At 32.5% G+C, this 11,857-nt stretch carries 14 protein-coding genes and 1 pseudogene; 8 read left to right on the top strand and 7 right to left on the bottom strand.

The genetic code is table 11. The features are described 5' to 3' along the window. The first annotated feature begins 163 nt into the window (after positions 1 to 163). Together AAHN00_RS08600 and AAHN00_RS08595 are read left to right on the top strand one after the other, a co-directional pair. Positions 164 to 1,144, top strand: coding sequence for a transposase (locus tag AAHN00_RS08600; protein WP_342271025.1), 981 nt, complete (start codon positions 164 to 166; stop codon positions 1,142 to 1,144). A gap of 40 nt (positions 1,145 to 1,184) precedes the next feature. Beyond that, positions 1,185 to 1,688, top strand: a complete 504-nt coding sequence (locus AAHN00_RS08595; protein ID WP_342271024.1) for an RNA pyrophosphohydrolase — start codon at positions 1,185 to 1,187, stop codon at positions 1,686 to 1,688. A 194-nt stretch (positions 1,689 to 1,882) separates the two neighbouring features. Here AAHN00_RS08595 and AAHN00_RS08590 read toward each other — a convergent pair whose 3' ends face one another. From AAHN00_RS08590 to AAHN00_RS08565, 6 genes are all read right to left on the bottom strand, one after another. Continuing rightward, positions 1,883 to 3,067, bottom strand: coding sequence for an IS3 family transposase (locus AAHN00_RS08590; RefSeq protein ID WP_342270912.1), 1,185 nt, complete (start codon positions 3,065 to 3,067; stop codon positions 1,883 to 1,885). Between the two features lie 128 nt (positions 3,068 to 3,195). Further along, positions 3,196 to 3,651 carry a transposase gene (locus AAHN00_RS08585; RefSeq protein WP_342271023.1) on the bottom strand — a complete coding sequence of 152 codons (456 nt, stop codon included), beginning with the start codon at positions 3,649 to 3,651 and terminating at the stop codon, positions 3,196 to 3,198. 15 nt (positions 3,652 to 3,666) lie between these two features. Further along, positions 3,667 to 4,929, bottom strand: a complete 1,263-nt coding sequence (locus AAHN00_RS08580; protein ID WP_342270914.1) for an IS256 family transposase — start codon at positions 4,927 to 4,929, stop codon at positions 3,667 to 3,669. 31 nt (positions 4,930 to 4,960) lie between these two features. Then, complete coding sequence (locus AAHN00_RS08575) at positions 4,961 to 5,794, bottom strand: IS256 family transposase (protein ID WP_342271022.1); 834 nt, start codon at positions 5,792 to 5,794, stop codon at positions 4,961 to 4,963. 172 nt (positions 5,795 to 5,966) lie between these two features. After that, positions 5,967 to 6,467, bottom strand: a complete 501-nt coding sequence (locus AAHN00_RS08570; protein WP_342272626.1) for a Na+/H+ antiporter subunit E — start codon at positions 6,465 to 6,467, stop codon at positions 5,967 to 5,969. After that, positions 6,457 to 6,633: a hypothetical protein gene (locus AAHN00_RS08565; protein WP_342271021.1), complete on the bottom strand. Its 177-nt coding sequence runs from the start codon at positions 6,631 to 6,633 to the stop codon at positions 6,457 to 6,459. The genes AAHN00_RS08570 and AAHN00_RS08565 overlap by 11 nt, the downstream gene beginning before the upstream one ends. A 224-nt stretch (positions 6,634 to 6,857) precedes the next feature. Between AAHN00_RS08565 and AAHN00_RS08560 the strand changes: the two genes are divergently transcribed. The 4 genes and pseudogenes from AAHN00_RS08560 to AAHN00_RS08545 form a co-directional block, all read left to right on the top strand. Then, positions 6,858 to 7,130: a helix-turn-helix domain-containing protein gene (locus tag AAHN00_RS08560; RefSeq protein WP_342271020.1), complete on the top strand. Its 273-nt coding sequence runs from the start codon at positions 6,858 to 6,860 to the stop codon at positions 7,128 to 7,130. Positions 7,131 to 7,150: 20 nt separating this feature from the next. After that, a complete protein-coding gene (locus tag AAHN00_RS08555) occupies positions 7,151 to 7,306 on the top strand; it encodes a winged helix-turn-helix domain-containing protein (RefSeq protein WP_342271019.1) in 156 nt (51 codons plus the stop codon). Then, positions 7,300 to 7,860: an IS630 family transposase gene (locus AAHN00_RS08550; protein WP_342270961.1), complete on the top strand. Its 561-nt coding sequence runs from the start codon at positions 7,300 to 7,302 to the stop codon at positions 7,858 to 7,860. The genes AAHN00_RS08555 and AAHN00_RS08550 overlap by 7 nt, the downstream gene beginning before the upstream one ends. Before the next feature lie 617 nt (positions 7,861 to 8,477). Beyond that, positions 8,478 to 9,128, top strand: a pseudogene (locus AAHN00_RS08545) (DNA adenine methylase); the annotation flags it as partial. 505 nt (positions 9,129 to 9,633) lie between these two features. Here AAHN00_RS08545 and AAHN00_RS08535 read toward each other — a convergent pair. Further along, positions 9,634 to 10,098 (bottom strand): hypothetical protein, encoded by a 465-nt coding sequence (locus AAHN00_RS08535; protein ID WP_342271018.1) that lies wholly within the window; start codon positions 10,096 to 10,098, stop codon positions 9,634 to 9,636. 218 nt (positions 10,099 to 10,316) lie between these two features. Between AAHN00_RS08535 and AAHN00_RS08530 the strand changes: the two genes are divergently transcribed. Together AAHN00_RS08530 and AAHN00_RS08525 are read left to right on the top strand one after the other, a co-directional pair. Continuing rightward, a complete protein-coding gene (locus AAHN00_RS08530) occupies positions 10,317 to 10,565 on the top strand; it encodes a transposase (protein WP_342271017.1) in 249 nt (82 codons plus the stop codon). Positions 10,566 to 10,648: 83 nt separating this feature from the next. Then, complete coding sequence (locus AAHN00_RS08525; protein ID WP_342270912.1) at positions 10,649 to 11,833, top strand: IS3 family transposase; 1,185 nt, start codon at positions 10,649 to 10,651, stop codon at positions 11,831 to 11,833. Positions 11,834 to 11,857: the final 24 nt, after the last annotated feature.

Raw genomic sequence — 11,857 nt, 5'->3', positions numbered from 1 at the left:
CGAGTACCGCATCGACGTGCAAATCACCAGCAGAAGTAGAGTTTCGAAAAGGGTCTATTGTAAAATTAGCTTATGAGAGGGTAGTTCTTAAAGAAGTCTACCTCAGGAGTTTCGCACTTAGCAAAAAATATGTTAATCTAGCAAGAAAGAGTTTTAGTTAAGCATGGCAAGATCAAAATGTAGCAAAGACTTATATAAATCATTTTTACAAGCAAGTAGCGTAAGATATAGTGGTAAAGCATTATCTGAAGTAAGTCCAATAAACCTATCTCATGATAGTGCAAGTCGATGGTTAAATAGTAAGGATTTCCGCCCTAGCGGGATCTACAGAGAAGTGTCAAAATATATTGATAGGGAAGCTTCTTGTTTATTAGTGGGAGATGACACGTTATTGTCAAAGCAATACAGTAAGAAAATTGAGCTTGTACATTATCAATATTCTGGAGCTGTACATGATGTTATACCTGGTATAGGGATGGTCAACTTACTGCATTACAATGCTAAAACTGATCAATCTACCCCTGTAGATTATAGAATATATGATAAAGAAACTGATGGAAAAACAAAGAATGAGCATTTTTGTGATATGCTTACTTTAGCTAAGGAAAGAGGGATCAATCCTGATGCAGTAGTAATGGATGCGTGGTATAGCGGTTTGGAGAATTTGAAACATATACGTAATTTAGGTTGGACATGGGTTAGTAACCTAAGAAAAAATAGAAAAGTTAATCATAATGTTAGCTTAGAAAGTTTAGAGATTCCTGATGAGGGACTAAAAATTCACCTACGTGGATACGGTTGGGTTACGGTATTTAAGTTTGTGGCAAAAAATGGTCGCATTGATTACATAACAACTAACTTAGAAAATCCAACACGTGAACAAATAGAGAAAATTGTTAAGGCACGGTGGTCTATAGAAGTTTATCATCGAGAATTAAAACAAACTTGTGGTATTGAACGCTGTCAGGCACGCACGGGTCGAGCTCAGAGAAATCATATTTGCCTTGCCGTATTTGCTTGGCTCGATATGAACAAAAGGAGGATAAATGAAAAAATTACTTTATATCAACAAACTTGGGAAGTTATAAAAACATCAATTCAGAACAACATTAGATGCCTTTTAGCTGATTCGCAATTTTGCTAACTGCGAAACTCCTGTACCTTTCATATAAAAACCTAAAATCATGAAAAATGAAACTATTTATAAATGTTATCGTGAATTGCCATATAGGCCAAGTGTAGGCATGATGATAATAGATAGTGCTAATAGAATATTTGTTGGTAAAAGAATAGATACCAAAATAGCGGCTTGGCAAATGCCTCAAGGCGGTATATATCTAGGAGAAACGCCTAGTGTTGCTGCTCTTAGAGAAATGTTTGAAGAGATAGGTTGTAATAAAGGTTATATTATTGCAGAAAGCAAATATTGGTATAGCTATGATGTACCTAAAATTTTAATACCTAAATTATGGGGTGGTAATTTCCGAGGTCAAAAACAAAAATGGTTTCTAATTAGGTTTACCGGTACTAACGAAGATATTAATATTAATACTCATAACCCAGAGTTTGAGGAATGGCGTTGGGCTAAGTTTGATGAGTTATTGTCAATTATAATTCCCTTTAAACGCAAGCTTTATAAAGCTGTAGTTAAGGAATTCGCCCCTATCGTTCATGATAGGGTCAATTGATGAGAATTTGGTAACGTCGTCTTCGATCGCTCGCCTATTATACTGCTCGTAAATGAAGAGTTGGTAGACGAAGGTCAACTTCAAGAAGAGCTAGGAGTGTCAAAGTCGAGCAGCGGAGCGTACATTAGTAGGAAACTGGACTGATTTTTCAAGACAAATTTTTCACTAATTTTGTTTCCCATTTTACATAATTTTTAAGCTGCATTTTGTAAGTAATCAAGATACACGTTCATCGGTTTTTTATAACCAATACTTGAATGGAATCTTTGATTGTTATATTTATCCATGTATTTATCAATACCATCTTTAAGTTCTGCGATATTTTTAAAATCATTTATAAATATACAATTATATTTTAAAGTTCTAAAAAATCTTTCAATCACAATATTATCAATGCTTCTACCCTTACCGTTCATTGAGATTTGTATATTATTCTCTTTTAGAATTCCCGTATGCTCATGTCCAGTATATTGACTACCCTGATCACTATTGAATATTTGTGGTGCAGGGTATTTATTCAGTGCATCTTTTAATACATCGGTTACAAGTGATGCATCCATAGAATTAGATACTTTATAACTTAGTATTGCCTTACTATGCCAATCTATAATCGCCACAAGATACATAAATCCTCCGTTAGTTCTAATATAAGTAATGTCACCACTCCACACTTGATTAACATAAGGTACATGAATAGTTCTATTCGTTCCTGATTTGTGCCAGTACGGCTCAAGCAAATAGCTATAAATTTTATGTTGACCATCCTTCACAGAAGTAGATTGCTTTTTATGAGGATGAATAGCTTCTATACCCATTATTCCCATATATTTAAGCACCCTATCTCTGCCCACATTAAAGCCGTCTTCCAATAATTGTTTGTATATATAACGATAACCATACTCAGGGTTATCCGTATATATTTCATCTATTCTATTTAAAATATCAAGATTATATAAGCTCATTACTTTAGCTTTATAATATACTCCAGATCTGCTTATCTTTAATAGTTCACATTGCCTTGTCTTTGCTAACGTACTCAGCTTGGGGTCGACAAGACTTTTCTTATTTGATAAGTCCAAGCTGTTTAGCTTTCCCACCGCCCAGTCCCTCTCGACTGTAGCCTTACCTAATGCTTTTGCAAGTTCATCGTTTTGATTCTTAAGTTCACTAATCTGCCCTTTGTACTCACTAACAGCTTTTGCTGGCTCAAATGCCAATGACGCATTATCTAAAAATTGTCGTTTCCAGTTTTGCATAGTTTTAGCCGTTACTTCATATTTGACCGATAACTGACCTATTGTTGATTCTTCTTTTAACATCTCTAATACTATTTTAGTTTTTGCTTCTGCACTAAAATTTTTAATTTGTTTTTTACCCATTTGTTTCTCTTTAATTTTATTTATTATTCTATACTTATTGAGAAACAAAAATACCTGCTTCTTTGTCTAATTTTTTCAGTCCATTATATAGAGCCTTTCTAATTAAGTGTGTAAATTTTTCATAGGGCTTAAATTCTACCTTCAAATTTTATCAAAAAGTGAGCCATAGCTGCGTTCCAGTTTGGAATCGGCATAACCCATTTCTTGGTCATATAATCAATTGCCAAATACAAGGTCTTAAAAACAGCATTATCATTTGGAAAAACCCGTTTATTCTTAGTAACCTTACGTAATTGGCTATTGACAGATTCTAGACTATTAGTTGTGTATATTACTTTCCTTATCGCCTCAGGGTATCCTAGAAAAACCATTAAATTTTCCCAATGAACATACCAAGATTTAGCAATTTGTGGATACTGTTTACTCCATTTAGCTTCAAAAGATTCTAAAGCAAGATGTGCTTCTTCCTCTGTGCTAGCAGTATATATAGGCTTTAAATCAGCCGCTAATTCTTTTCGGTCTTTATATGATACATATTTTAAACTATTTCTAATCTGATGTACAATACATAATGAGTCAATCATTTAATTTGTGTAAGTTCATTTTTTATTTTCCAATAAATCATATTTAAAATCTCCACAAAGTATTTCAAATTGATTTAAAGCTAAAGACCAATCTTTAATAGGCATGGTCCATTTTTTGGCTGCATTTTGTAGGGATAAAAATATTATTTTTTGAATTGACTTATCATCTGGAAACACCCCCTTATTTTTGATAATTTTTCTAATTTGACGATTTACAGATTCTATAGTGTTAGTAGTATAAATTACCTTTCTGATCTCTTCAGGAAAGGCAAAAAACGGTATTATCCCAGACCAATTACGTTGCCAAATATCAGAAATTACCGGATATTTTTTATCCCATTTTACACCAAATTGCTGAAGTTTTAAACGTGCCATTTCGTCATTATTAGCTGTATAAATTTGTTTTAGATCTGATGTGACCTCTTTTAAATCTTTATATGACACATACTTTACTGAATTGCGAACCATATGTACAATACATAATTGTACTATAGTACTCGGGAATACACTGCTTATAGCTTCTGGAAAGCCCTTTAAACCATCCACACAAGCAACATAAATTTGTTCAATTCCTCGATTCTTTAACTCAGTAACTACTTGCATCCAAAATTTAGCACCTTCATTTTTGCCTATCCAAATGCCAAGTAACTCCTTTTTCCCTTCTATATTTACAGCAAGTGCTAAATATACTGCTTTATTTATTACTATGTGATTGTCTCTAGATTTTACATAGATACAGTCCAAGTATAATATTGGATACACCCTATCTAAACAACGATTTTGCCACCTAGTTACTTCTTCTATCACCCCATCTGTTATGGTGGATATCAAGTCACCAGATACATCAGTTTGATATATTTCTTCTAAATGCCCTCGGATCTCGCTGACTGTCATACCGCGACCATAAAGGGATATCACTTTCTCATCAAATCCATTAAATCTCCTCAGCCCTTTTGGTATTAATTGAGGATTATACTCTCCTTCCCGATCTCTTGGTACTTCTACTGTCAGCTTACGACCATCCCCATCAATTACTGTCTTCTCATAGCTACCATTACGACGATTATTATCTACTTTTGGCATCTTGCTATGTTTTGAATATCCTAATTCATGATCCAACTCACTTGCTAATATTTTCTCAACTATTTGCTTCTTTAGCTGTTGAAATAAACCATCTCGACCAAATAACTCCGATGGATCTGCTTTTGATAATAATTCTTCTACTAGCTGATTACTGATGTCTAATGTATCTTTATCTGTATCTAATTTTTTAGCCATAATTCCTCCTTGCTTGCTTAAGTTACTTTTTTTACAGTAATCTCTTACTGCTTTCTTTGCAACTTACACAAACTATAGGACAGACTCTACATAATTGATGTTCGGTTTTCGGAAAAACTGCTTCTATTGCCTCAGACATACCGGTTAAATTATCACTGCAAGCAATAAGCATGTCTTGCATACCTCTGTTCTTCATCTCAGTAAAATTACCAAGCCAAAATTTCGCTCCTTCATTTTCACTGATCCACAATCCTAAAATATCCTTCCTTCCAGATAAATCAATACCTAATGCTACATATACAGACTTATTGATAATTCGTTTATCTTGACGTACTTTTACTACTAAACAGTCAAAAAATACTATAGCATATACTCGATCCAATGGTCGGCTTTGCCATATCTTGACATCCTCAATTACATCATCAGTAATTTGACTTATCAAACTTTCGCTAACGTCAGCTCCATACAATTCTTGCATTTGAATCTTAATATCAGATAAGCTCATTCCTTTAGCGTATAATGATATTATTTTATCATCAAATCCTTCAATACGTCTTTGACGCTTCGGAATTAATGCAGGTTCAAATGTACTACTTCTATCCCTTGGAACCTCAATCTCTACAACTCCATTATTTGTTACTAGATTCTTTACATTCCTACCATTACGAACATTATCACTATCAGTATGACAATATTTATCATATCCTAAATGATTATTCATCTCTGACTGCAATGCCTTCTCTACAAGCCGTTTGGTTAATTGTTTTAATAAACCATCCTCTTTAAGTAATGTTGATATATCTGTATCATTATTTATTAATAAATCTATCGCTTGATTCATTGCTTCATTTTGTTTTTGGTGCATTATAATTTCTCCTTTTGTTATATTATATTTTTATATAACCTTTGAAAAATTTACACACTTATTTGTACAGAGCCCATTAGTACGTGAGCAGCTTCGATCTTTAGACACGACAACGCCAATTCTTGCAGTTCTACCTGAGTATATCTATAAGGCTTTGCTCCATCGTTCCCTGCTATCCAATTCTCCTGAATTGACTATAGTCGTTCTTTGAAATGTGCTGAACTCTTTTACTCATAGTAAAATTACCAAATTTTAGATTGTCGATTGATGATTGTTCTAGAGCATGAACTAATAACATACCATTTGATATGTTAAGTGTTACAGTTCCTGGTGTAAGAGTAATAGAATTACCATATATTACAAGACTTGTATCGTTTTTTTGTTCTGAATTAATCCACTCAAAGACTGGCTGTAGTTTAAGATATCTACGCCATATAATCTTCATTACTCCTAAGCTAGATACAACTATTTCTTTAATTAACCAAATAAAATATAATATAGAACGATAATTTAAATAAATCCTATCAGGGATCAAATTGAGTTTTATTGCCACAAGATAAGATATACTGGGGATAATCAAGAAAACCAACAATGCAAAAACATCAGTAGGTATTCCTGTTAGACCAAACAACACCAATAACAAAGTAATTAAAGTAAAGATTTTAGTGTGCATCATACTTTCCTCCACCTTTAACAGTTGATGTAAACGGTAGAAAGATCATTACCACAAAAAATAATGCACTTATAATACCAAAAATGCTATTTATCGCAATTACAAATGCTTCCTTATTTATATTACTGGCTAACCAAAAATACGAAGCCTTTTCTAGATCAACCACTTTACCATCCAATAATTGTCCTAGAAATTGTAATTTCATTAGAATAGAGGGTGAAGTAGAAGAAATATTTTCATTTAAATATTGGCTAAAAATCTTAGTTTTATCTGTAATACCAATTGCAATAATTAACGCAGTGTTATAAAATGGTTTTTTAACTGATAAAAGGTAATCAAATAGCTAGGTTAATATTACCGCAAGGTTTTGAAGGTCATGATTTTATAAAAATGATGAAACATGAGCCGCATGGTCGAAATCGTATACGTTTATTGGCGATGTATCACCTTCAATTAGGCAAATCTTTTAAAGCCATATCTGAAATAGTGAAGTCACACTGGAAAACTGTGCAATCATGGCTCAGAAGATTTAGGAATCATGGTTTTGAAGGATTATTTGAATCACAAAGAAGCGGTGCCCCTAGGAAGATTAACACTATACAAGAGTCTGCTCTTTTTGATAAAATCAATACGCTCAGTGAAAGTAAAACTGGTGGTATATAACTGGAAAGGAGTTACATATCATGTTACTTGAGGAATATGGTGCTAAATGTGCTTTAAAAACAGTCTACAATACTATGCACCGCCTTGGTTTTAGCTGGATTACTTCTCGTTCAATGCATCCAAAGTCAAATCAAGAGACTCAAAATACATATAAAAAAACTTTCCAGATATGTTAACAGAATTATTACCAAAAAATATCGATAGATGTAAAGTTGATATATGGTCTCAAGATGAAACTCGAGTTGGGCAACAAGGTAGCTTAACTCGTATATGGGCTAAGCGTGGCACTAGACCCCGTAAAGTTCGGCAACAGCAATTCATTTCAACATATATTTATGGAGCTGCTTGCCATGATACAGGAGAAGCTTTTGCATTAATTTTACCATATGCAAACACACAGGCAATGAATAAATTCTTAGAAGACCTTTCTCGCAGTATTCAAGGCAACCGACATATAGCTTTACTAACGGATAATGCAGGTTGGCACACAGCCAAAAAACTAACTGTGCCAAGCAATATCACTTTGATACCGCTTCCGCCCTATGCACCGGAACTTAATGCAATGGAACAAGTTTGGGAATGGATCAAGAATCATTACTTGTCTAACCAATGTTATGGTGTATATGAAGATATCGTCACTATGGCTTGTTACGCTTGGAATCAACTTGCTCATAATGTAGATTTAGTAAAATCAATTATGTATAGAGACTGGATAAATACACCGTGTTAATTATTGCAATTGGTATTAAATCTATCTTAAATAGATTAGATTCTTTTAGTGAATGCTTTGCTTTTTGTAATTCTAGTGCTAATTCTTGATCCTTATATATAAAACTGTATTCTTGGTCAGATGGCATTAATGTGACAGATATGGGAGATAATTGCAATGTCCAAGCTTGCTGCACCATATTTTTAACTTTATTGTTATCTTTTTGTTGATTTGTGTGATTACTTATCATAACATTTCCTTGCTGTTGAAGTTAAAAAAAAGACAGCTCAGAGGTTAAGGTGATAAGATGTTGTAGTTTTTAACTTAACCTCTGAACTAGAGTTGCACTATACAGCTCTTAACCAAGAGAGATATCACCACAATTCTTGGAAGTACAGAGGATTTAAGAGCCTTTTTGCCAGATTTTTTTATAATATGACAAAAAGCTGCATAAATGAGACAGACTTAAAATATAATATTTGTTAGCCCTATTTTTTATCAATTATACATAGATAAAAATAACACTAAATGATGCTATAATAAACACTAAAATCCCTTTGACTATGCTGTTTTGCTGGCATTTAAGCCTATTTTCTGATATAATCTTTAGTAGAAAAATTAAAGATAAATAATAAATTATGTCAGTACAAAACTTAAGTAAACCCCAACCATTCTTACAATGGGTGGGTGGTAAAAGAAAAATTGTTGATAAATTAATTAACTATATTCCTTCAGGAGTAAATAATTATTATGAGCCCTTCCTTGGAGGTGGGGCTTTGTTCTTTCAAGTAAAATATATGTTTAATAAATGCTATCTATCTGATATTAATCTTGACTTAGTAACGTCTTATAATGCGGTTAAAAAGAATCCAAAAGAAATAAGTAAGTTACTTGATTTACATCAAGCAAACCATTGCAAAGAATATTATTATCAAGTCAGAAGTGATAATAATAGTAACAATCCTAATGAAATTACTGCAAGATTTATCTATCTTAATAGATATTCCTTTAAAGGAATATATCGTATCAATATCAATGGTGATCCAGTTCAAAGCTTCTCTGGTAGAAACTACCATAAATCTGATATTACTAGTAGATTGCAACAATGTAGTAGTTTATTATCTAGTACATCTATTTGTGCTATAGATTTTTCTTTTATTGAGCCTCAGAAAAATGACTTTGTCTATTTCGATCCACCTTATCACAAATCTGGTGAGAAATTTTATACTAGATTGCCATTTGATGAACAAGAACAAATGAGACTAAGAGATTTTGCTAAGGAACTAGATACTCAATAACAACCAGCTGAAGCTGGTGGGTTGATATCTAGACTGGAAGTCGCTATTACTCTAAAGAGATATTACTAATGCCTGTGCTATCTCTCTGATCCTAATTCTTATAAGTTACCCTGCAATACTTTTGTAGCGATATTTAGTGATCCAAACAACATGAAAGCGATGGTAAAATACAGTGTGGCTAGTCTTGTTATAATCTGTCATATATGATATTTTAATATACATGAAGAGCTTGCTCTTATGTATATTAAAATATCATATATTCAAGTTATAGTGAATTGAAATATTAGAACAAGGACTGAAGTCTTTCCCAGCTGAAGCTGGGGGTTTTAACCAAAAAGGTGACTATAAAGATGTTAAGTTTATAATTTCTAATAGTGATACTCCTTTTATTAGAAGCTTGTACAAAGATTTTAATATTAATATTATCAAGGTTACCTATTCTATGCCCCAAACAAGAAAAACTTCTGATGAAGTAATTGTTACAAATTACTAATTTTTAAGTAGTAATCTTGTAATTATCATTCCAGCCAATTAATTCAAAACTACAGTTTTGAGCTTGAAAAGCAGTTTTTAGGTCTTGCATGTGACGATTTCTAATGTAATAATCATAAAAAGCTGAAGTAGACTTGAGAATTACTTTTTTATTGATGTTATCTTCTTGTACCACTATTAATGTACTAAAGGTAGCGATATCAATATATTTATTGTATCGTTCAATTAAAAATTTTCTAGCTTTATACCATAATGAATCAGGATTTAATTGCTTAGCTAGTTCAAGCAAATAAGCATTATTTTCATCTTTAATATTATTTTCTTGTGTTGCTGATATAGATTGCTTGTATGGTATAATTTGTAACGTTGTTATTTTATTGTCCCACTTTGGGAGAAAAACCCTGCACTTGCAGTGCATCGTTTTAACATATAATATGTAGAAATGCAGTATTATAAGAAAACAAGTCATACAATATACGACTGTACCTATCATAACCTGAGTTTGACGTAAGAAAGAACATTTGAAAATTAAGAAGGGAGGGATTATAAAGTTCTCTAATAATAATGACAAAATTGGAGAATATATTATGATCCCTCTTAGAGTCTGTCCTATAGTTTGTGTAAGTTGCAAAGAAAGCAGTAAGAGATTACTGTAAAAAAAGTAACTTAAGCAAGCAAGGAGGAATTATGGCTAAAAAATTAGATACAGATAAAGATACATTAGACATCAGTAATCAGCTAGTAGAAGAATTATTATCAAAAGCAGATCCATCGGAGTTATTTGGTCGAGATGGTTTATTTCAACAGCTAAAGAAGCAAATAGTTGAGAAAATATTAGCAAGTGAGTTGGATCATGAATTAGGATATTCAAAACATAGCAAGATGCCAAAAGTAGATAATAATCGTCGTAATGGTAGCTATGAGAAGACAGTATAATGGACTGAAAAAATTAGACAAAGAAGCAGGTATTTTTGTTTCTCAATAAGTATAGAATAATAAATAAAATTAAAGAGAAACAAATGGGTAAAAAACAAATTAAAAATTTTAGTGCAGAAGCAAAAACTAAAATAGTATTAGAGATGTTAAAAGAAGAATCAACAATAGGTCAGTTATCGGTCAAATATGAAGTAACGGCTAAAACTATGCAAAACTGGAAACGACAATTTTTAGATAATGCGTCATTGGCATTTGAGCCAGCAAAAGCTGTTAGTGAGTACAAAGGGCAGATTAGTGAACTTAAGAATCAAAACGATGAACTTGCAAAAGCATTAGGTAAGGCTACAGTCGAGAGGGACTGGGCGGTGGGAAAGCTAAACAGCTTGGACTTATCAAATAAGAAAAGTCTTGTCGACCCCAAGCTGAGTACGTTAGCAAAGACAAGGCAATGTGAACTATTAAAGATAAGCAGATCTGGAGTATATTATAAAGCTAAAGTAATGAGCTTATATAATCTTGATATTTTAAATAGAATAGATGAAATATATACGGATAACCCTGAGTATGGTTATCGTTATATATACAAACAATTATTGGAAGACGGCTTTAATGTGGGCAGAGATAGGGTGCTTAAATATATGGGAATAATGGGTATAGAAGCTATTCATCCTCATAAAAAGCAATCTACTTCTGTGAAGGATGGTCAACATAAAATTTATAGCTATTTGCTTGAGCCGTACTGGCACAAATCAGGAACGAATAGAACTATTCATGTACCTTATGTTAATCAAGTGTGGAGTGGTGACATTACTTATATTAGAACTAACGGAGGATTTATGTATCTTGTGGCGATTATAGATTGGCATAGTAAGGCAATACTAAGTTATAAAGTATCTAATTCTATGGATGCATCACTTGTAACCGATGTATTAAAAGATGCACTGAATAAATACCCTGCACCACAAATATTCAATAGTGATCAGGGTAGTCAATATACTGGACATGAGCATACGGGAATTCTAAAAGAGAATAATATACAAATCTCAATGAACGGTAAGGGTAGAAGCATTGATAATATTGTGATTGAAAGATTTTTTAGAACTTTAAAATATAATTGTATATTTATAAATGATTTTAAAAATATCGCAGAACTTAAAGATGGTATTGATAAATACATGGATAAATATAACAATCAAAGATTCCATTCAAGTATTGGTTATAAAAAACCGATGAACGTGTATCTTGATTACTTACAAAATGCAGCTTAAAAATTATGTAAAATGGGAAACAAA

This window comes from Candidatus Tisiphia endosymbiont of Parasteatoda lunata (assembly GCF_964030955.1).
Taxonomy (GTDB): Bacteria; Pseudomonadota; Alphaproteobacteria; order Rickettsiales; family Rickettsiaceae; genus Tisiphia.
This window is presented reverse-complemented; position numbering and strand designations above follow the sequence as displayed.

Excerpts from the sequence above, each read along its gene's own strand:
- AAHN00_RS08600 (WP_342271025.1), top strand. The coding sequence starts at position 164 with ATGGCAAGATCAAAATGTAGCAAAGACTTATATAAATCATTTTTACAA.
- AAHN00_RS08595 (WP_342271024.1), top strand. The coding sequence starts at position 1,185 with ATGAAAAATGAAACTATTTATAAATGTTATCGTGAATTGCCATATAGG.
- AAHN00_RS08590 (WP_342270912.1), bottom strand. The coding sequence starts at position 3,067 with ATGGGTAAAAAACAAATTAAAAATTTTAGTGCAGAAGCAAAAACTAAA.
- AAHN00_RS08585 (WP_342271023.1), bottom strand. The coding sequence starts at position 3,651 with ATGATTGACTCATTATGTATTGTACATCAGATTAGAAATAGTTTAAAA.
- AAHN00_RS08580 (WP_342270914.1), bottom strand. The coding sequence starts at position 4,929 with ATGGCTAAAAAATTAGATACAGATAAAGATACATTAGACATCAGTAAT.
- AAHN00_RS08575 (WP_342271022.1), bottom strand. The coding sequence starts at position 5,794 with ATGCACCAAAAACAAAATGAAGCAATGAATCAAGCGATAGATTTATTA.
- AAHN00_RS08570 (WP_342272626.1), bottom strand. The coding sequence starts at position 6,467 with ATGCACACTAAAATCTTTACTTTAATTACTTTGTTATTGGTGTTGTTT.
- AAHN00_RS08560 (WP_342271020.1), top strand. The coding sequence starts at position 6,858 with ATGATGAAACATGAGCCGCATGGTCGAAATCGTATACGTTTATTGGCG.
- AAHN00_RS08555 (WP_342271019.1), top strand. The coding sequence starts at position 7,151 with ATGTTACTTGAGGAATATGGTGCTAAATGTGCTTTAAAAACAGTCTAC.
- AAHN00_RS08550 (WP_342270961.1), top strand. The coding sequence starts at position 7,300 with ATGTTAACAGAATTATTACCAAAAAATATCGATAGATGTAAAGTTGAT.
- AAHN00_RS08535 (WP_342271018.1), bottom strand. The coding sequence starts at position 10,098 with ATGACTTGTTTTCTTATAATACTGCATTTCTACATATTATATGTTAAA.
- AAHN00_RS08530 (WP_342271017.1), top strand. The coding sequence starts at position 10,317 with ATGGCTAAAAAATTAGATACAGATAAAGATACATTAGACATCAGTAAT.
- AAHN00_RS08525 (WP_342270912.1), top strand. The coding sequence starts at position 10,649 with ATGGGTAAAAAACAAATTAAAAATTTTAGTGCAGAAGCAAAAACTAAA.